This window comes from Candidatus Williamhamiltonella endosymbiont of Tuberolachnus salignus (assembly GCF_964019775.1).
Classification (GTDB): Bacteria; Pseudomonadota; Gammaproteobacteria; order Enterobacterales; family Enterobacteriaceae; genus Hamiltonella; species Hamiltonella defendens.
Genome location: NZ_OZ026471.1, coordinates 184651 through 205230 on the forward strand (window position 1 = coordinate 184651; position 20580 = coordinate 205230).

At 37.0% G+C, this 20580-nt stretch carries 19 protein-coding genes and 1 pseudogene; 1 reads left to right on the forward strand and 19 read right to left on the reverse strand.

Translation table 11 applies throughout. The features are described from left to right. Nucleotides 1-3: 3 nt before the first annotated feature. The 7 genes from fabZ to uppS all read right to left on the reverse strand — a co-directional run bounded on the left by fabZ (nucleotide 4) and on the right by uppS (nucleotide 7749). Nucleotides 4-459 carry a 3-hydroxyacyl-ACP dehydratase FabZ gene (fabZ, locus tag AACL23_RS00960; RefSeq protein WP_040056059.1) on the reverse strand — a complete coding sequence of 152 codons (456 nt, stop codon included), beginning with the start codon at nucleotides 457-459 and terminating at the stop codon, nucleotides 4-6. Nucleotides 460-677: 218 nt separating this feature from the next. After that, the gene (gene lpxD / locus AACL23_RS00965) at nucleotides 678-1715 is read right to left on the reverse strand and encodes a UDP-3-O-(3-hydroxymyristoyl)glucosamine N-acyltransferase (RefSeq protein ID WP_100096636.1); all 1038 of its coding nucleotides are present in this window, start codon (nucleotides 1713-1715) and stop codon (nucleotides 678-680) included. A 5-nt stretch (nucleotides 1716-1720) separates the two neighbouring features. Continuing rightward, nucleotides 1721-2236 (reverse strand): OmpH family outer membrane protein, encoded by a 516-nt coding sequence (locus AACL23_RS00970; protein ID WP_100096635.1) that lies wholly within the window; start codon nucleotides 2234-2236, stop codon nucleotides 1721-1723. Between the two features lie 28 nt (nucleotides 2237-2264). Then, on the reverse strand, nucleotides 2265-4658 hold the full coding sequence (gene bamA, locus AACL23_RS00975; RefSeq protein WP_100096634.1) for an outer membrane protein assembly factor BamA: 2394 nt from the start codon (nucleotides 4656-4658) through the stop codon (nucleotides 2265-2267). 35 nt (nucleotides 4659-4693) lie between these two features. Continuing rightward, entirely contained in the window at nucleotides 4694-6070 is a 1377-nt protein-coding gene (rseP, locus tag AACL23_RS00980) for a sigma E protease regulator RseP (RefSeq protein WP_100097128.1), read from the reverse strand. A gap of 56 nt (nucleotides 6071-6126) precedes the next feature. Next, nucleotides 6127-6981 carry a phosphatidate cytidylyltransferase gene (gene cdsA / locus AACL23_RS00985; RefSeq protein ID WP_015873160.1) on the reverse strand — a complete coding sequence of 285 codons (855 nt, stop codon included), beginning with the start codon at nucleotides 6979-6981 and terminating at the stop codon, nucleotides 6127-6129. A gap of 9 nt (nucleotides 6982-6990) precedes the next feature. Further along, nucleotides 6991-7749 (reverse strand): polyprenyl diphosphate synthase, encoded by a 759-nt coding sequence (gene uppS, locus AACL23_RS00990; protein ID WP_015873161.1) that lies wholly within the window; start codon nucleotides 7747-7749, stop codon nucleotides 6991-6993. Between the two features lie 1000 nt (nucleotides 7750-8749). On the opposite strand from uppS, the pseudogene AACL23_RS10175 reads away from it, so the two are divergent. Then, a pseudogene (locus AACL23_RS10175) lies at nucleotides 8750-8965 on the forward strand (IS701 family transposase); the annotation flags it as partial. Nucleotides 8966-9026: 61 nt separating this feature from the next. On the opposite strand, the gene aguA reads toward AACL23_RS10175, so the two are convergent. The 12 genes from aguA to ppdD all read right to left on the reverse strand — a co-directional run bounded on the left by aguA (nucleotide 9027) and on the right by ppdD (nucleotide 20516). Beyond that, nucleotides 9027-10118 (reverse strand): agmatine deiminase, encoded by a 1092-nt coding sequence (aguA, locus tag AACL23_RS00995; protein WP_100096633.1) that lies wholly within the window; start codon nucleotides 10116-10118, stop codon nucleotides 9027-9029. Continuing rightward, nucleotides 10118-11005: an N-carbamoylputrescine amidase gene (gene aguB, locus AACL23_RS01000; protein WP_339049557.1), complete on the reverse strand. Its 888-nt coding sequence runs from the start codon at nucleotides 11003-11005 to the stop codon at nucleotides 10118-10120. Before aguB ends, aguA begins: the two co-directional genes overlap by 1 nt. Before the next feature lie 43 nt (nucleotides 11006-11048). Then, complete coding sequence (gene ruvX, locus AACL23_RS01005; protein WP_015873166.1) at nucleotides 11049-11486, reverse strand: Holliday junction resolvase RuvX; 438 nt, start codon at nucleotides 11484-11486, stop codon at nucleotides 11049-11051. Continuing rightward, nucleotides 11486-12043, reverse strand: coding sequence for a YqgE/AlgH family protein (locus tag AACL23_RS01010; protein ID WP_015873167.1), 558 nt, complete (start codon nucleotides 12041-12043; stop codon nucleotides 11486-11488). Before AACL23_RS01010 ends, ruvX begins: the two co-directional genes overlap by 1 nt. 100 nt (nucleotides 12044-12143) lie before the next feature. Beyond that, a complete protein-coding gene (gene gshB, locus AACL23_RS01015; RefSeq protein ID WP_095034007.1) occupies nucleotides 12144-13127 on the reverse strand; it encodes a glutathione synthase in 984 nt (327 codons plus the stop codon). A gap of 16 nt (nucleotides 13128-13143) precedes the next feature. After that, nucleotides 13144-13875, reverse strand: a complete 732-nt coding sequence (gene rsmE, locus AACL23_RS01020; protein WP_100096631.1) for a 16S rRNA (uracil(1498)-N(3))-methyltransferase — start codon at nucleotides 13873-13875, stop codon at nucleotides 13144-13146. Nucleotides 13876-13891: 16 nt separating this feature from the next. Continuing rightward, on the reverse strand, nucleotides 13892-14596 hold the full coding sequence (gene thiQ, locus AACL23_RS01025; RefSeq protein ID WP_100096630.1) for a thiamine ABC transporter ATP-binding protein ThiQ: 705 nt from the start codon (nucleotides 14594-14596) through the stop codon (nucleotides 13892-13894). Then, nucleotides 14583-16211, reverse strand: a complete 1629-nt coding sequence (gene thiP, locus AACL23_RS01030) for a thiamine/thiamine pyrophosphate ABC transporter permease ThiP (RefSeq protein WP_339049563.1) — start codon at nucleotides 16209-16211, stop codon at nucleotides 14583-14585. The genes thiQ and thiP overlap by 14 nt, the downstream gene beginning before the upstream one ends. Beyond that, complete coding sequence (gene thiB / locus AACL23_RS01035; RefSeq protein ID WP_100096629.1) at nucleotides 16187-17236, reverse strand: thiamine ABC transporter substrate binding subunit; 1050 nt, start codon at nucleotides 17234-17236, stop codon at nucleotides 16187-16189. The genes thiP and thiB overlap by 25 nt, the downstream gene beginning before the upstream one ends. An 18-nt stretch (nucleotides 17237-17254) precedes the next feature. Next, nucleotides 17255-18472 carry a protein transport protein HofC gene (gene hofC / locus AACL23_RS01040; RefSeq protein WP_100096628.1) on the reverse strand — a complete coding sequence of 406 codons (1218 nt, stop codon included), beginning with the start codon at nucleotides 18470-18472 and terminating at the stop codon, nucleotides 17255-17257. Between the two features lie 14 nt (nucleotides 18473-18486). Then, nucleotides 18487-20076 (reverse strand): type II secretion system protein GspE, encoded by a 1590-nt coding sequence (gene gspE / locus AACL23_RS01045; RefSeq protein ID WP_100096627.1) that lies wholly within the window; start codon nucleotides 20074-20076, stop codon nucleotides 18487-18489. Further along, nucleotides 20076-20516 carry a prepilin peptidase-dependent pilin gene (gene ppdD, locus AACL23_RS01050; RefSeq protein ID WP_100096626.1) on the reverse strand — a complete coding sequence of 147 codons (441 nt, stop codon included), beginning with the start codon at nucleotides 20514-20516 and terminating at the stop codon, nucleotides 20076-20078. Before ppdD ends, gspE begins: the two co-directional genes overlap by 1 nt. Nucleotides 20517-20580 lie beyond the last annotated feature (64 nt).

Sequence of the window (20580 nt, forward strand, 5' to 3'; positions counted from 1 at the left end):
TTATTATACCTCTCGACTGCGAGCGCACATCATCGTGGCCTCACAGACAAGCTCTTCATCCACTTTAGCAACACCAGTAAAGCGGGCACAGCCTAGCCTCTCATTAAGAAAATTGACTTCTAATATCATCTGATCTCCTGGGTGCACTGGACGTTTAAAGCGGGCCTTCTCAATGCACGCAAAATAATAAATTTCACCAGATTGCAATTTACCTTTGCTTTTAAAGGCTAAAATCCCTGTAGCTTGGGCCATGGCTTCTAAGATTAACACGCCAGGAAAAATAGGTTTTTTGGGAAAATGTCCTTGAAAAAAGGGCTCATTAAAAGAAATATTTTTTATGGCACGTAAGGATTTATTTTTTTTTAAATCTATCACACGATCTACCAATAAAAAGGGGTAACGATGCGGCAATAAATCTAAAATTTCTCTAATATCTAAAATATCAGTATCAGTTGTCAAAGTACTCTTCCTTTTCTGGAAACTGAGATTATCAACAACACAGCCCGAGATGATCATGAAAAAGATTTTAGGCAGGCCGCAAATTTAAAATTCATAATTTTTTATTAAAGATTAAACAAACATATTAATTTTGTCTGAAATTCACTCCACCACAATCGGTAACGAGTTATGTTATGACTACAAGGGTAGGATAAATCCTCTCAATGTACCTTTATTGATTAATCTGTTATAGATTGCCTATCTATTTTACGCTTTAAAGATTTTAGGCGTTTATTCATACTATCAATCTGCATCACCAACGCCGCTGTTTTGCGCCAAGCCTTATTAGATTGTAATGGAATACCTGAAGAATAAATGCCTGGCTCAGTAATGGGCCTCATCACCATTGCCATGCCGGTAATCACGACTTTATCTGCAATTTCCATATGGCCATTGATGACACTGGCGCCTCCAATTTGGCAATAGCGCCCAATTTTAAGACTCCCTGCCATCACAACACCACCCGCAATGGCGGTGTAGTCTCCAATCGTCACGTTATGTGCAATTTGACATTGATTGTCGATGATAACACCATTCCCAATAATAGTATCTCCAAGTGTTCCTCGATCAATACTGGTAGATGCACCAATTTCTACTTCGTGACCAATTTTTATTGAGCCAAGTTGAGCTATTTTAACCCACTTCCCTTTGTTGTTTGCATAACCGAAACCATCCGAACCAATGACCGCTCCTGATTGAACCAAGCATCTTTCTCCAATTTCAACATCATGATAAATAGACACATTCGCCCATAAACGAGTACCTGACCCAATATGAACATTTTTGCCAATAAAGCAGCCTGCACCAATCACTACTCCATCTTCTAAAACAACACCTGATTCAATAACAGCATTTGCCCCGATACAGACGTTTTTCCCCAAACGAGCCGTCGGCGAAATCACTGCCTGTGGCTCAATATTTTCTGCTGGTGCAGGGGTAGTATCCATTATCTTAGATAAAAGGGCATAGGCCAAATAAGGATCTTTCACCACTAAGGCGGGCGTATTACAAAACGGTAAATCAGATTCCGTTAGTATAATTGCACCGGCTTGAGAATCAGAAAGGTACTTTTTGTAAGGTTTGCTGGTTAAAAAGGTGATTTGATTTTTTTGGGCAGATTGCAAAGGCGCAATACTGGTAATGATCGTATTACCGTCCCCTTGCAATTTCGCATTTAATTGATTCGCTAAATCAGATAATAAAAAATGAGGTCTCATCGGTTTTATTTTTTAGCTTTATTAAGCATTTCTCTTAAAACATCATTAGTGATGTCGCTTTTATCATTTTTATTATAAATCACAGTATTAAAGTCAATCACGGTTTCATATCCCTTTTTAGAGGCAACTGACTTGACAATACTTTTAATATTGCGAAAAATTTTTGTACTTTCTTCTGCTTGAAATTTAGAAGTATCATTTTGAAATGATTTCATATTTTTTATAAAGATGTCACGTTTGTCGTCAATTTCTTTTTGAAGTTTTTTACGTTCCGTTTGTTTCATTGTTGGAGAATTTTTCTCAAAGTTCTTTATTTTATCTTCTAAATCAACTTTTTCTATTTTCAGCTTTGTTTCGCGTTCTTTAAATTTAATTTCGAAATTTTTATCTGCTTCTTTTTTTTCAGGTGAGTTTTGAACAATGGTTTGCATGTCAACAACAGCAATATGACTTGCAGCTTGGGCAGGCAGTGTAAGAGATAATCCTAAAAAAATACTGAGTATCACTAAAAATTTTTTCATATTTATTTCCTATATTTTTAAAAAAAATTTACCAAGTTTTGCCGATATTAAATTGAAACTGTTCTGATTGATCGCCTTCATACTTTTTAATTGGAGTAGCATAAGAAAATGTCAATGGGCCTAATGGTGATATCCATTGCAAAGCGACGCCAGCTGAAACACGAATATTATCCATGTTGCTATAATTTGAAACCCCCGCTGCTCGTGTTTGTTCTGTATCTTCCCAATTTGTGTCCCATACTGTACCGAAATCAATAAAAACAGAAGTGCGGACAGAGTTCGTATATTTTTCACTAATCAAAGGAGTCGGAGTAATTAACTCTAGACTACCTACGGCGAGTGCGTTTCCTCCAATAGCATCCGTAGAATTTTTTATTTTATTGCCATTATCTATATAATATACCGCTTTAGGGCCTATATTATTTGATTGAAAACCTCTGAGGCTGCCTGCTCCTCCAGCATAAAAATTTTCATAAAATGGCATTTCTTTATGACTGAAGCCACTACCGTATCCGATACGACCCCTGAATAACATGATCCAGGAGCGATTTTCGTTTAATGGATAATAAGCAGAAGTATCGAAGATAAGTTTATAAAATTCATTGTTTGAACCTGGGATAGTTACTTTACCAGTGATGGAAGATTTTATTCCAGATGTTGGAAAATATCCACGATCCAGATTATCAAAAATCCAACCTGTATTGAACATATAATCGTGAGTCTTAAAATTAAGACGATCAGTATAGTTTAGATTTTTACCTAAAGATTTAAGATAGCGCCACATTGCAAGCTGAGGTGACATATCAGAAAGGCTATTATATGCATATCCTAAACCCAGGCTGAATGAATTATTTTCATTGATGGGCAAGCCGATATTACTCTCGATACCATAGCTGCTGTTTTTATAACTCGAAAGTTGCGCTTTATCTGCCTTAAAATTATTGTAAAAAACTCGCCCACCCAAGCTCACGCCATCTACAGTAAAATAAGGATCGGTTAAAGAAAATTCAGCATAAGTTTGGTAACTGTTCTTAGTTCCGTTAATACTGACCTTATTGCCTGTACCTAACCAATTATCTTGATCAACGCCTGCCTGAAATCCAAGCCCTCCCCCTGTGCCATAGGTAACACCAAAGTTCATGATACCGGTGTTACGTTCCTTAACTTTATAGATGATATCTACTTGGTCATAAGTATTGGGAACACGTTGAGTTTGTACTTCAACAGTTTCAAAATATCCCGAACGATTGAGCCGGTCTTTACCTAGTTGAACTTGATCGTTGTTTAACCATGCGCCTTCCATTTGACGTAACTCACGCCGTAAAACAATATCTTTTGTCGTGGTGTTACCTGAAAAAACAACATGATGAACGTAAAACCGCTTTCCACAATCTACTTCAATCTCTAATTTTACTGTTTTATCTTTTTCGTTTACTTTAGGGTGAATCTGTAAATCTGGATAAGCATAGCCATAACTGCTCAACATTTTTTTAATGTTATCTGCAATTTGAGTGACTTTGCTGAAGTTATAGAGTTCACCAGGTTTAATTTTGGCTATTTTTTTTGCTTGAGAAATATAATCGGCCATATTTCCACTAACAGTAATATCTTGAAGTTTATACTGGCTCCCTTCAGTAATATTAATTGTCACATAAATACTTTTTTTATTTGGAGTTAAACTGACTTGAGTGGAATCAATTTTAAAACCTGCATAACCACGATCAAGATAAAAACTCCGTAGAGTTTCAAGATCTCCTACTAATTTTTGTTTTTGGTATTTAAGATCACCCATTAAATTCCACCAAGGTACCTCATCACGTAATTGAAAACGTGAAAGCAGAGTCTCACTGCTGAATGCATGGTTACCTATAATATTAATTTGCTGAATTTTTGCAGAGACCCCTTCAATGAAAACGAGTTTCAAGTCAACACGATTGCGTGGCAGACGTGTCGCAATCGCTTTCACCGAAGCGCTATATTTACCCACACTGTAATAAAAATTTTCCAATCCTTTTTCAATGTGAGATAAAGTAGTAGCATCTAATGCTTCACCTACTCTAATTCCAGATGACTTAAGATTTTGTTTAAGCACCTCATCTTGCATTGATTTATTACCTGAGAACGTAATATTAGCAATGGTAGGGCGTTCTTTGACTTTGATGATCAATTTGCCGCCATCATGAGCAACATCAACCTTCTCAAAATTCTCAGTCGCAAATAGTGAACGAATAATTTCAGCAGAAGCGGAATCAGCATCATTTACTTCATCACCAATGTGAAAAGGAATACTGAGAAGAGCTGCTCCGGGAGATACTCTTTGCAAACCTTCGAAATGAATAGATTCTACCTTAAATTTATCTGAACCATGTACTGTGGCGCTGCCAAGAAGCAGCGATGCTATGAATAATTTTTTCATTACCATCGTCGTTATACGTTTTCCTAGTCAGCTTCGAGCCGTTAAAAGCGAGAAAAATCATTATAAAGTGCAATAACTATTAATAACAGCAAAAAAATCAACCCAATCCGATAACTTAAATTCTGTATTTTTTCAGAAATCGGCCTTCCTCTACATTTTTCCATCGCTAAAAAAAGAAGATGCCCACCGTCTAAAATGGGTAATGGAAGTAAATTAACTATACCTAAGTTGATACTGATTAATGCTAGAAATATTAAGTAATAAACGAAGCCATTATTAGCTGAAGCGCCCGCACCTATTGCAATAGAAATCGGACCCCCTAGATAATTAAGGGGTATTTTACCCAAAATTAATTTTGTTAACGTACTCACAGTTAAAGAAATTGTTTCCCAAACTTTTTGGGCAGCATGAGAAAATGCCAAATATAGATTATATCGGCAAGTAACTTCGTATCTTTCTATATCTTTGAGAGGAAGCATCTCTGGCATAATTCCAGCAAATCCTTCCTGGATCCTATTTCCACTTCGACCAATATTGACCCATTTTTCACCTAATTTTAATGTTAAAGTCACCGGTGCGCCTTGCCTTTCAATTTCTAATATCAAAGATTGATTTGGATTTTTTCGTATCAGAGTCAAAAAAGATAGCCAGCTATCCAGGAGATCATGATTCACTCTAACGATCTTATCACCTATACGTAATCCTGCTTTTTCCGCAGGGGAATTCGGCGCAATGTGAGATAATACAGAGGTAAATTGATAACAACAAGGCATGATGCCTAAATTAAATAGTTGATCCTGACTGTTATTCCCTAAATCCCAGTCTCTTAGATCCAGTATTTTTTTTTCTAATTGGCCAGATTTTGTCATAACTACTTCTACTGGAACCTGCTGCTGCCCGACTTTTTTGAGAAGCTCCAAACGAGCTGAATTCCAACAAGGAGTTTTAACACCATCAACCGATTTTAACTCCATACCTATGATCATCCCTGATTTTTCAGCAATAGAGTTTGGTATTACGTCAATGATTAAAGAACGTACATCACGTACACCTATCATAAAAGCGCACAACCAGGCCAGCAAGGCAAAAAGAAAATTAGCCAGTGGACCTGCACTGATAATAGCGGTACGCTGTAGAATGGTTTTATTATTGAAAGCTTGATTTTTTAGATGTAAAGGAACCGTCTGAATACGTTCATCTAACATTTTAACGTATCCGCCCAATGGAATGAGAGCAATGATGTATTCAGTACCCTTAGCGTCCTTAGTTGACCACAGCCGTTTTCCGAAACCAATTGAAAAACGTTCTACATAAACCCCACAACGACGCGCCACCCAAAAATGGCCAAATTCATGCACTGCAACTAAAGTAGTCAGTGAAATGATAAAGGTGAGCATATTCCAAAGTAGATCGATCATAATCATGATAATTCCCACCTACATATGTGGATATTATTCATATTTTCTTTAAAAAACTAAAATATGAATAACATAAAACAGGCAAAAACAGGTACTGCTGCAGTCAAACTATCAATACGATCCAATATCCCACCATGGCCTGGAATCAAATAGCCACTATCTTTGATCCTTACTTGACGTTTGAACATGCTTTCAGTGAGGTCACCCAAGATCGAAGCAAACACAGAAATAACTGAGCAAATGAAAAGCTTTTGATACGTGATCCCTAAGGGAAAATAATAAGCAAATAATAAAGATATGAGGGTAGAGACCAACAGGCCGCCTATTAATCCTTCCCAAGTTTTACCTGGTGATATTTTTGGTGCTAATTGATGCTTACCAAATCTTTTACCAAAGATATAAGCTCCAGAATCAGCTCCCCACACCAACAGCATTAGGTAAAAAAGCCAGACAATGCCAATTTTATGATCTTGTTCATAGGCGTATTGACGCAGGGCCAACATCCCACAAAAAAAAGGGATAATCGTTAATATTCCAAAAATGATACGTAAAAAAGAGGAGTGCTGCCAAAAAACCGCGGAATTCGGATAGGTTAATACTAGGATTAACGCAATAATCCACCATCCTAAAGATAACCAAATAAGCAGACTAAAGCCAAAGGGTAAGAAATGAATGGAGGATTGATCAGTTAAAAAATTTAACAATAGTGATATTAAAAAAATACTAAAAAAAATTATTAAACCAATCCTTTGAGAGAACACAGTCAATCCCGCTAATCTTCCCCACTCCCATGCTGCTAAAAGGCAAATCACCAGGGTCACAATCGCAAAGCATAATGTTGATGATAAAAACACTGCACTGATAACAATCGGAAGTAAGATTAAAGCGGTGATGAAACGATGCTTTAGCAAAAGTTTTCCTTAGGATATATCAACATCAATAGGTACTGTCCTGCCGAAACGACGCTCACGTTTGGCAAACGCATTTAATGCACTTTCAAAAATGAATTCATCAAAATCAGGCCAGAGCACATCAGTAAAATAAAATTCCGTATAAGCGATTTGCCACAATAAAAAATTACTCACACGATATTCCCCGCCCGTTCTGATCATCAAATCTACATCAGGTTGTTCTTTAAGGCTAAGATAAGAATTCATTAATTCTTCATTAATTTGGGAAGGCTCCAGTTGCCCTATTTTAACGAGTGCTGCTAAAGATTGCACACTTTTTATGATGTCCCAACGACCACCATAATTAGCAGCAATGTTAAGTTTTAAACCATTATTATTTTCTGTGAGCTCTTCGGCGCTACGAATACGGTTTTGTAAACGTGGAGTAAAGCGGCTTATATCACCAATAATTTGAAAGCAAACATTATTTTTATGCAAATTTTTGACTTCATTTCCCAAAGTTTGCATAAAAAGCCTCATCAAGGCGGTCACTTCTTTTTCTGGGCGATGCCAATTCTCACTGCTAAACGCATAAAGCGTGAGGGAAGGTAAACGATGATTCACCGCAAAGTTAACCACATTACGTACAGATCTTGCACCTTCTTTATGTCCAAGTATTCTTAATTTACCTTTTTTTTCAGCCCATCGACCATTGCCATCCATAATAATAGCAACATGGCGAGGCCAATGAGAACGCAAACTATCCATCTGAAATTTTTTATATGGCATGAGGTGAAGCAGCTTCTAGATAAAAAAATTTTTCTCTGATATGAACAATGAATATGTGGTGATGATGTTGAAAAACGTCATTGTGGTTTTTCGTATTCATTATCTATTCATTCCTTAATTTTTAATGTATTAAAATTTTTAAAACTATAGCATTTTAATTTTTTAGGAACAAATTAAACGAATTGCTTACATCATCGATATTACGAAGCGTTCTTGAAGGATCAGATAATACTGAACATGATCCATCAGCCATGAAATAGAGAAAGTTGCACAATGAAATCTAAAGAATTTGAATTCTACACTGATTTTTTATAACAAGCTCTGGGCAAGCAAGGGCGACAGGGTTGTCTAAGGCCCTGGGGCAGGCGATGAGTCACGAGCAGATAACCCGTTTTTTATCCAAACGAGAGTACAGATCGAAAGAGTTATGGCAGGAGGCAAAGCCAGTGTTCATGAAATTAAACGTGAAGAGGGGTGCCTTATTTTTGACGATACAATTATAGAAAAAGCGGAGAGAGATTAGAATGACATCATGTGCTGGGGGGCATTATGACCCCAGTAAAAATCTCTCTGTTAAAGGAGTGAATCTGCTCAATGCGTTGTATCATTCTGATTGCGTATCCATACCCGTGGCATTTGAAGTAGTCAAAAACACCGATTTGATTTTGTGATATTGCCACCCGCCAGTGAGGGGGGGGGGAATGAACAAATGCACGTGATGATATAAAACTGCGTGATTAATCAGTTAAAATTCAAATCAAGAAAATATCGAATTTATTGTGCAAAAAAGAGGGATTTTATCGCTTCTCTGAAATAGAACCGTCTAGGGTGTTGAGTGAAAGAAGATAGGAAGCAGGGGCATTTCGTCCGTATTGGTTCACTGAAATTATCAGAGCAACAAGAATGAGTGAGGCTGGTTTAAAGGCTTTAAAAAAGAAGTTCTTCTGATTTCAGGGTATTTACAAACAAAGACACGGCAGCGCGGGCTGATTCAATCTGGTGGACAGTGGAAAGGTTTCATCAATTCTTAAAATCAAATGCCTCACTCGCGAAATAACCTACCCGCCGGATTCAAACACAAAGCACCCACGTATTCACGTTGATCTACTCTGTATTCAAACTGGAATTTTTGAAAATAAAGCACAAGCTTTATCACTTTGCACTGCCTACCAAATTGTTCGTTAAACCGATTCAGCAAGCTCTTACTGAACTTTAAAATCTTTAGAGCTGCCTAACATCATATAATCACAATTGACGCTTAATTAAAGAACTCATTTTTATTTTGGAACTTGCTGAGTAACACAGTGAATATTTCCTCCACCCAGCAAGACTTCTCGAGCAGGAATACCTGTGATTTGATAATCAGGAAATATTTTTTTAAATATCTCACCGGCCTCTGTATCATGAGGATCATTAAGTAATGGAAAAACAATTTGCTGATTAGTATTTAAAAAATTGATGTAAGATCCCGCCAATCGTTCCCCTGGTTGACGAGAAGAACCATTCGCAAAAATACCGATTTTTTCCTTTTTCTTCCTATAAAGAGGCGATGGCGCTGGAATTTTCCATATTTTCAAGGATCGACCTCGCGCATCTTTCGCTTGCGATAGCGTTTCATAAGCCGAAAGTGACCGCGCGTATTGTGTATCCTTTACATCCTCTGTCCAATGCAGGGCAACCTCTCCTGGCCTAACAAAACAACATATATTGTCGATATGACCATCTGTTTCATCATTACATAATCCCTCAGGCAACCATATAAAATGAGTAACCCCTAAATATTCAACAAGGACTTTTTCAATGTTTGATTGTGTTAAATCTGGATTACGATTCTTGTGAAGCAAGCATTCTGATGTGGTCAGTAAAGTGCCCTCTCCGTCAGTATGGATAGAGCCCCCTTCTAATATAATCGGCGCTTTATAAAGCGAATAATTATGGAACTGACTGATTTTTTGGGCTACTTTTTCATCCTTCCGCCAGTCATCATACAGCCCTCCCAATGCCCCTCCCCAAGCGTTGAATTTCCAATGAACCGCCCGAATTTCTGACCCATTTGTAACCATCGTAGGACCCGTATCGCGCACCCAGGCATCGTCGCTGTTCATTTCTACCAAATTAATCTGAGACGACATGATTTTTTTTGCCTGTGACATAAAAATAGCCGGCACACCCATATAAACAGGAGTGGTTTGTGATATTGCTTCCGCAATCTGAGCAAAGGTTTTTTGTACTGGAAGAGCATGATCACGCCAGTTATCGTGGCGATAGGGCCACAGCATCCATATAGCTTGATGAGCCGCCCACTCCGCAGGCATATAAAATCCGTCTTTTTGAGGTGTGTTAGGTAGGTAACATAAAGGAAAAGACATTATCGCCTCCTTGTTTGGGCATCACTGGTATTCAGGGTTTCGTACATTTCGGGTCTGCGGTCGCGAAATAGATCCCATGATGACCGTTGAACAGCAATTTTTTTCAAATCAAATTCATACACTAAAACTGCTTCTTCTGTTTGAGTGGCCTCAGCAACTATCTCTCCGATATGGTTTGTAATAAAAGAAGAGCCATAAAAAGTGATTTCTAATCCCTCAACATATCGACTGAGTTCTTTGCCAATTCGATTGGAAACGACAATAGGTACCATATTTGCTGCAGCATGACCTTGTTGCACAAAGGTCCAATGGGGCTGGCTGTTGATTTCAGGAAAATTTGGCTCAGAGCCAATAGCAGTAGGATAAAAAATAATCTCCGCACCTTTTAACGCAAGGCAACGGGCCGTTTCTGGAAACCATTGATCCCAACAAATTCCCACACCTATTTTGGCATACGAGGTGTCCCATACTTGAAACCCGGTATCTCCGGGCGTAAAAAAATGCTTTTCCTGATACCCTGGGCCATTAGGAATATGTGTCTTTCGGTAAAGATTTAATACAGTGCCATCTGCATTAATGACCACCAGAGAGTTATAATAAACATTGTGGGCAGATTCAAAAAAACTCAGCGGCAATACAACGGCTAATTCAGCGGCCAAAGCAGAAAAATACTTAATCAGAACACTGCTTTCGACATTTTCAGCCAAGCTATAATGTGCGGGGTTTTGATCAATACAAAAATAAGGAGTGGCGAAGAGCTCCTGAATTAAGATAATCTGAGCACCTTGAGCATGTGCTTTTCGTATTAATTTTTCGGCTTTCTCAATATTTTCAGGCAAATTCCAAGAACAAGACATTTGAGTTGCTGCCACTTTGACCTGTGTCATAAAAAACTCTCAATGTAAAAAGTAGGCGGCTTTCTTTTTTGTTTCATAAGGCACGATCTTGTGCTTTGTTTGAAGAAAACCAGCTTTCCAAGATGATGACGGCAGAAGTGGCATCGACACTACTTTTGTTGAGTGCCTGATATCCCCCTTTATCAAACAGGTAAGCACGAGCTTCTGCTGTGCTGAGTCTTTCATCGTGAAAGACGACTTTGATACCAAAACGTCGATATAAAGCATGACCAAATTGACGGGCACTTTCAGTGATCGGTTGTTCTGTACCATCCATATTTAAGGGAAATCCTACCACCACTAAATCAGGATACCATTCTGATAATAATCTTTCGATTTTGATCCAATCCGGAGTGCCATTTTTTGATTTGCAGGCCGTTAATGGTCTGGCGGTTTCTGTGATATTTTGACCGATAGCAACACCAATACTTTTTGTACCAAAATCAAAAGCAATAATATTGGTCCATCGCATTAAGCATGCCCTGCTTGTTGCGCAATATGAAAAATATTAATTCCTAGTTTACTGGCAGCTTCATACCAGCGATTAGGTATTAGGGTATTAAATAAAATTTCTGTATCTGCTTTTGTGGTTAGCCAGACATTGTCTATTAATTCCTGCTCTAACTGACCTTTTTGCCAACCGGTATATCCTACAGCGACCATGATATTTTTAGGTTGTTTTTTTGTACCGAGTGTTTTCAAAATATCTTTTGAGGTAGTAATCATAGTGTCATCTGAAACATGAATACTAGAATTAAATCCTGATTGTGGAGAATGTAAAATAAAACCTCGATCATCTGACAGGGGGCCTCCGCTCATCACAGGTTTATTTAAATGTCCTGCATCATGCACCGACGAGATATTTAACTTTTTTAATAACCTTTCCAAGGTAAAACGAGCAACCGGTTGATTGATCATCAAACCCATCGCTCCATTTTCATTATGTTCACAGACATAAATCACACTGCGTTCAAAATAAGTATTTTGGAGTAGAGGCATAGCGATAAGAAAATGATGCTGTAAATTCATTGTATTTTTCAAAATTAATGTATAAAGATAAAAATTATTTAGGTGAGTTGTAGATTAACCTATTTCAAATTATTATGAGAGCTAACTATTAAAATAAAAATCACTCTTGTTTATAATGATCTTTATTTTGAAATAAATTTTTTTCAATGGCATTCATCAGCATAGCCGTAATAGAAATATGGCACTCTGTTTCAATTTCACGAGCACAAGTAGGGCTAGTGACATTAATTTCAGTTAAATGGTGGCCAATAATATCCAGGCCAACAAATAATAATCCTCTTTCTTTTAACACTGGCCCAATACTATTAGCAATCTTCCAATCACTGTTAGTCAAAGGGCGCACTTCACCTTTACCCCCAGCAGCTAAATTGCCCCGAGTTTCGCCTTGGGCGGGAATGCGTGCCAAGCAATAAGGAACGGGATCACCATCTACGACTAAAACGCGCTTATCACCTTCTGTAATCTCCGGTAAAAATTTTTGCGCCATACATAATTGATGCCCATTTTTTGTGAGCGTTTCTAGAATAACAGAAAGATTAGTATCCTCTTTTGTGATCCGGAAAATGGATTCACCACCCATACCATCAAGAGGTTTTAGAATAATATCTTTTTGTTCTTTATGAAATCCACGAAGCTTGTCCATGTTACTGCTGACCAAAGTGGCTGGTGTGAATTCAGAAAACCAAGAAGTAAATAATTTTTCATTACAATCTCGCAAACTTTGTGGTTTATTAACGACCAGTGTACCTTTGGCTTCTGCTCGCTCTAGAATATAGGTCGCATAGATAAACGCCATGTCAAATGGCGGATCTTTACGCATCAAAATCACATCAAGTTGCTCTAAGGGTAAATTTGCGGTTTCCCCGTGTTCTGTAAAATAATACCAATTTTTTTCATCCTGCTTCACACTCAGCAAACGGGTCCTCGCCATAGCATCTCCATCTCGTAAAGCAAGATCACCCATTTCCATATAATGTAATTCCCATCCCCTATTTTGCGCTTCTAACAAAATAGCGAAACTGGTGTCTTTTTTAATGTTAATGGAAGATATTGGATCCATCACGATACCCATTTTTTTTATCATTTTTTGTCCCTCCCCGTTAGCCTAAATCACCAAAACGAACTTGTAGCGCTGTGATTGCAGTCAAAGCGGTGGTTTCCGTACGTAAGACCCGAGGACCTAATGAAATGGGCAAAAACTCATAATCGGCGGCCATTGCAATCTCGTCGTTGGAGAGCCCTCCTTCCGGACCAATCAAAATTCGGACACGGCTGACAGGAGGAATTAAAGTGTTAATGCGGTTATTTGCTTTAGGAACAAAATTTAACTTTAAGCTATTATCCTGGTGTGCACACCAGTTATGAAGTGGAAGCGCATTATAGATTTTTGGAATTTTATTACGTCCGCATTGTTCACACGCTGAAATCGCGATTTTTTTCCATTGCTGAATTTTTTTTTGTAAACGCTCTCCATCTATTTTGACACCACAGCGTTCCGAAAACAACGGAGTGACCGAATGCACACCTAATTCCACCGATTTTTGAAGTGTGTATTCCATTTTTTCAGAGCGACAAATCACTTGGCCTAAATGTAAATACAACGGAGATTCATTATTTTGCAGTATGGCTTCTTTCAGCTGAACATACACTTTTTTTTTATCTATACGAATAATATTTGCCTGAATAATATCATTACTATCATGAAATAAATACAAGCTCTGCCCTGGCTTCATACGTAAAACCCTTATGACATGATGAGCGGCTTCCTCGCTCAACTCAATTTGTGTGTGAGCAAAGAAAGGATATGGGTGATAAATACGAGGAATGCGCATATACTTTTAAACTATTTTAAAAAATGGGGTGAATACCAAGAACACTGGCTTCTGGTGTATTTCCTGTCAGCAGATCGTGAGTAGAGCCATCGTAATAAATTTTACCCTCTACAATTAATAATGTACGTTTAGCAATACGGGCAGCATCTGCTAAATTATGGGACACCATTAACAAAGTGATTTGGCGCTCTGTACAAATTTCATCTAGTAATTGCAATATTTCATGGCGTAGTGCCGGATCTAATGACGAAAAAGGCTCATCTAATAATAAAATAGGTTGACTTCGTAAAAAACAACGAGCCAACGCCGCTCGTTGACGTTGCCCCCCGGAAAGCTGTGCTGGAAGACGCTGTAAATAATTTTCTATTCCCATTTTTTTAGCGATTTCTACCTGAGATATTTTTTGACTTGGCGTTAATTTTAAACTCGAATTCAATCCTAATCCGATATTTTGCTCAATGGTAAGATGAGAAAATAAATTATTTTCCTGAAATAATATGGATATTGGTCTTTTATCTATGGTGGTGGATGTGTGGTTTTGATTATTTAAAAAAATGAGCCCTTTATCTGCTGTTAAAAAACCAGAAATGAGGCTTAATAAAGTGCTTTTACCTGCACCACTGGGACCAAGAATAGCGACTCTTTCATTTTGCTTTATTTGAAAATTAAAATGCATATGCAACCCATCATATAAATAGATCACATCTTCAAGAATTAACATGGCGCCCTGGTAATTTTTCAATAAAAATAAAGATGAAAAAGCACAATAATAAGAGAAGTAAAGCTGTCACTGCTGCATCATTAATACGATAGGCTCCTATTTGCTGATATAAATAAAAAGGAAGAGTCCGAAAAGGTTCATCATTGTTTGGTGAATTTCCCCCGCCAAATACGGCGACGATGCCAAAATCTCCCATAGATAAGACGCATGCAAAAGCTAATGATTGTGCTAACGGGTGTTTTAAGGCGAGTAATTCTATCCACCGTAATCGTCTCATACCTATTACATTCAAAGATAAACATAATTGATGATAACGCTCAGCTAAATCTTGCATTGGATTTTCCAACACCTTTAATGTATATGGCATCGCCATCAAGGCATTGGTCAGAATAATTAATCCATAAGGAGATTCAGGTAACCCTGTATTATCTTGTAACAATAAAAAAATTCCAGTCGCCAGAACAATGCTAGGAATAACCAGTATCAGCATTCCGCTCATTGTAAGTATATTGGCATAACCTGTAAAACCCTGGGTTTTCAGTTCGCGATGACTCCATAAAAGCATCATGGTGAGTATAAGACAAAGTATTCCCGAACTGATTGACACTTTTAATGAAGTGAAGGTGGCCTGCCAAAGTGCGTCTTGCTTTAGTGCTTGCAATAAACCGTGATGGCAGCCATTGATAATGACAGACAGTAATGGTGGTAACAACAAGAGCAATACTCCACTTATGATCAATATATCAACTATTAATTCCCACAGATTATTTTTTGATTGAATCCATAAATATTCATAATGATTATTAACCGCCAAGACGCCGTTTAGTTTTTCACTTAAAAAAAACAGTCCAAGACAAAACACCATTTGTATCAATGATAATAGAGCCGCTCGGTTTAAATTATAGTCATAGTGTAATGCCTGATAGATAGCCAATTCTATCGTTGTTGCTTTTGGTCCACCACCAAGAGAAAGAACAATAGCAAAGCTGGCAAAGCAAAGCATGAAGATTAGTGCCCCTGTAGGCAAAATTTGACGCCTTAAATAAGGCCACTCAACCCAACGAAAATGCTGAAAACCGTTCATGCCAAGTTGAGCCGACAGCTTTTTTTGTTCAATCGGAATGTTCTTTAGTGCCTGTAGCAATAACAGGGTCGCTAAAGGCAAATTAAAAAAAACATGTCCTAATAGGATGCCTGTTAAACCATAAGGCGAAAAAGTGTATTTCATGCCTAAAATAGAAAATAGCTGGGATAGCCAACCTTCTCGACCATAAACACTTAGTATTCCAAACACGGCGACTAAAACAGGTAATACTAATGTCATCGCACAGAGCCTTAAAAAAAGTTGTTTTCCCAAAAATTGCCTTCGATACAGAGCTCTTGCAACAAAAATAGCGGGTAATATAGACAATAGTGTTGATAATAGCGCTTGCCAGAAGGTGAACCGAATCACATGCCATAAATACTGATCCTGCCATAGAGTTTTGATTTCAGTTAAACAGCTATAACGTAAAATACTAAGGGCAACCGATAAACTTAAAAGAATCAATAGACCTGCTATTACAACACCTGAAGTTAATGAATGAAGATTCAAAGACTGACGGTGGTTTGCCATAAATTTATCCATTTATTGCGATTTTCTGCAGCCTCTTTAGAGGAATAATGCAGTACTTTTTGAGGCTGGATTAATTCATCAAACCCTTTTGGTAGGGTAATTTTTATCACCGGATACATCCAATTCCCGGTCGCTATATGTTTTTGAAACTCAGAGGTTAAAACAAATTCCATAAAACGCTGCGCCAATTTGGGGTGTTGACTTGCAGCCAATTGAGCAACAGTTTCTATTTGTAGATAATGACCTTCGCTGAAGTTCATGGCCGCGTATTGATGATTTTTTTCTTCTATTATGTGATAAGCGGGCGATGTGGTGTAGCTCCAGACAAAATCAGATTCCCCTTTCAAAAATAATCCGTAGGCTTCACCCCAGCTTTTGGTGACGGTCACTGTTTTTGCGGCTAATTTTGTCCAAATTTTCGGGGCCTCAGCACCATATACTTTTTGTATAAACAATAATAAACCTAAACCAGGAGTACTGGTGCGTGGATCCTGATAAATCAATTTCCAAGTTTTATTACTATTGAGTAATTCATATAAACTTTTCGGGGGATCTTTTAATTTATTTTTGTTGTATACAAAAGAAAAATAACCAAAATCATAAGGAATAAAAATTTTACTCTCCCAATTTTTTGGTAAATGCATGCGACTAGTGTCTATTTTACTTTCCACAAATAAACCTGTTTTTTCAGCAGAGATGAGTAGATTATTATCCAACCCTAATACTATATCTGCGGAATGATTCGTGTTTCCCATCCTTAAACGATTTAATAAAGAAACGCCATCTTTGAAAGAGACCCATTTCAATTGACAGTCACAATTTTTTTCAAAAGATTTTTTAATGCCTGGGCCAGCTCCCCAATCTGCTATAAAAGAATCATAAGTATAAATAACTAAAACCGTTTTTTTTGGTTGAGCTTCAATTATGCTTGGAATACATAAAAATAGAAGTAGAAATTTTTGGGGGCTACCAAAAATAGATTTAAAAAAAGGAGAAAAGAAAAAAAATAAAATATTAAAAAACATAAACAGCTCCAAAAATAATCATTTAATGACATGACTTAATTGAAAAATAGGTAAATACATTGCGATAATAAGAATGCCAACAATAACACCCACCACCAGCATTAAAATAGGCTCAATCATTTGTGTGAAATTCTCCGCTAATTCTTGTGTGTGTTTTTGATACCAAGTTGCTAGTTTTTCCAATAAAATATCCAATGATCCAGATTCTTCTCCTACTCGAATGAACTGTTGACATAAAACAGGGAATAATCGATAGGAAGATAATTCATTTTGTTGCGATAAGGCATCAGAAAAAGTAATGCCTTGCTTTATTTTTTCATAAATTTTGTTCACGGCCTTTTGATAAAATAAATTATTAGATGATAGTTCAGAGACTTTCAGTCCTGAAGCCAAACTTAATCCTGCAAGTTGTGTGATAGCAAGTGTACGAAATATTTGAGTCAAGCAATGACCACGAATTAATTTAGAAAAAAAAGGTAATCGAAATAAAAAAGCCTGTTCTCTCTGTTGCCAATTCATTTTTTTTCTCAGTATTTGACAATACACAATCCCTAATAAAATCAGAATTGAAGCGATATATAGTCCATAATTTATTAATTTATTCGATAAAAATAAAAGTGCACGGGTGAACCAAGGTAACGTGGCATCAAAAGAAGCATATATTTTTGCAAATTCAGGTAATACTAGAATTAACATGATAAGACTGACAAATAAGGTGACTATGCATACCAGAAAAGGATATCTCAACGCTTTAGCTACTTTTTTTTGTAATTGTTTTTGCTGCTCTTGTTGTTGAGCTAATAGAAAAAAAGAGTGATCTAAATGACCGGTTAATTCCCCTATTGCCACTAATTCACAATAAAGTTTTGAAAATATTTTCGGGTAGTGGCGAATAGCATCAGAAAAAGGCTCACCTCGACTCACTTCTTGGCTGATGTTTTGTAAAATGCAGCGCCAGATAGGAATATTCATATCTTTAGCCAAAAGCTGAAGACTGTTCACTAAAGGTAAACCTGCTTGTAAAAGAGTGGCTAACTGGCGCGTAAAGTTAATTAAATATTCTTTTTGCCGATAACTTTGAGTCATGCTTCTATATAATTTGACACTTACAGGCTGTAGTCCACTTTGGATGATATTTTCGTAAACGAGATGAGTTTGTGTCTCTAAAGAAATACCTTCTTCTAATGAACCGTTTTTATTAATTGCTTTCCATTTATATAGTCGATGATCTTTCATGGAATCATTCCATTTTAATTTACACAACCAAAAACACGATAAATCTCATCAACGCTCGATATACCTTGTTCAACCAGTGATAAACCTGCTTTTAATAATGTAATATTCCCTTGTTTTTTGAGTATTTGCTCTAATTTTAATGTGTCAGCATTATCAATAAGAGCCTGTTTTATTTCAGTGTTTATTACCAGCATTTCATAAATGCCAATACGACCATAATATCCATCACAACATTGTTCACATCCTTCGGAAATCCAATGATGCAAAGGTTTTGGCCAAATATCTTCAGGATAATTTATTGCGGCTAGCGCGGGCTTCTTACAATGTAAGCAAAGTCTACGCATTAATCTTTGAGCAATAATTAATTTTAAACAGGATGCAAGTAAATAGCCTGGAATATTCATTTGAGTTAAGCGTGCTAAAGTCTCAGTGGTAGAGTTTGTATGCAAGGTAGATAAAACAAGATGGCCGGTATGTGCCGCTTTTAATGAAATTTCGGCAGTCTCATTATCCCTAATTTCACCAACCATAATGATATCCGGATCTTGGCGCAGTAATGTTCGTAAAACAGAAGAAAAATCCAGGCCAATTTTATGATTAATTTGAGTTTGATTGATTCCTTTGATAGGTATTTCGACGGGATCTTCGATGCTACAAATATTTTTTTGATGTTGGTTTAAGTGTAATAAACTGCTGTATAAGGTCATTGTTTTTCCACTCCCTGTTGGGCCTGTCACTAATATTAACCCTTCAGGGAGAGATAGGGTTTTGATAAACTGCGCCAATGCCTGCTGAGCTAGCCCCAATTCATCTAATGTCGCTTTCTGCTCGGCATGTAAAATACGCAATACTATTTTTTCACCATATTGAGTAGGCAAGGTAGCAATACGCATTGAGTAGCAGATATTATTTAACCTCAATGTAAATTTTCCATCTTGAGGCAATCTTTTTTCCGCAATATTTAATTGAGCCATGACCTTCAAACACCCATTTATTCGAGGTGTTAATTCAAACTCAGGTGAGCTAATCTCTTGCAATACGCCATCTACTCGAATCCGAATACGATAACAGTGTTGGTAGGGTTCAAAATGAATATCAGAAGCTCTTTTTTCAATGGCGGCACTTAACGTTTGGTGAATAAACTGTATGACAGGTGCGTCATTTTTTTCATTAAAATTTGATGTTTGAATTTCAAGATGATCGACTGAAGTGATTCTTTCTAAGGACGTTGAATTTGCGGCTGGCTTTAATGTGATGTCATTATTGAAAGTGTTTGATAAATTTTCGCGACTTGAAATATCTTCAGAAGAAAATTGATGAAGTATTTTCTCAATTTTAGCTTTTGGCCATTGCTTTACATTGATTTTGCGTCCACAACAAAAACGTAAATTCATTAATAATTCTTCACTCGGATGTGATAAATTTTCAGCAATTGCAATTGTAAGCGTTTCTGAATCAATATTTAATGCAATTGCATGATGTCGTTGGCATAAAAGATGCAATTCATTGCTGATAATTTCTTGTGTTTCGGTTTCAGTTTCTCCTTGTTTTTGATCAATCAATTTTTTATCTATTTTTTGAGAAGAAATGAGTTGATGTTTCATTAACCATCTCCCACATCAGTAAATCCAAAAAGACTTTTGCAGGATTCTGAAATGCTTAAATCAGCGCTGGTACATACCCCATTCCAATTTAAGCGCCCGTTGCTATTTTTTGTGGCAGTCATCACTACAGTTAATCCTGTTAAGGTTTTATCTCCAACTAATGTAATCACTCCTTTGACGACCGTGATACTCTTAATATAGCGTGTGCTTTCGCCAGTAGGCACACCTTGACTCCCCGCATTACATTTTGTTAAATCCCCTTGTTCTAAAACACAAAGCTCTACTGCCATTTTATAGGGCACTGTTGCTTGCAGCATGTCGGTTACGGCCGCTTTTTTAATATATTTTTGATAAGAAGGTATACCAATACTACTGAGAATGGCAATAATAGCCACTGTCACCATTAACTCAATCAAAGTAAAACCATGTCGATAATTCATTCTTATATCCCTTTTTAATTGTAAAAATTTGAAATCAATTTCAACCGAATACAATCAAATAAAT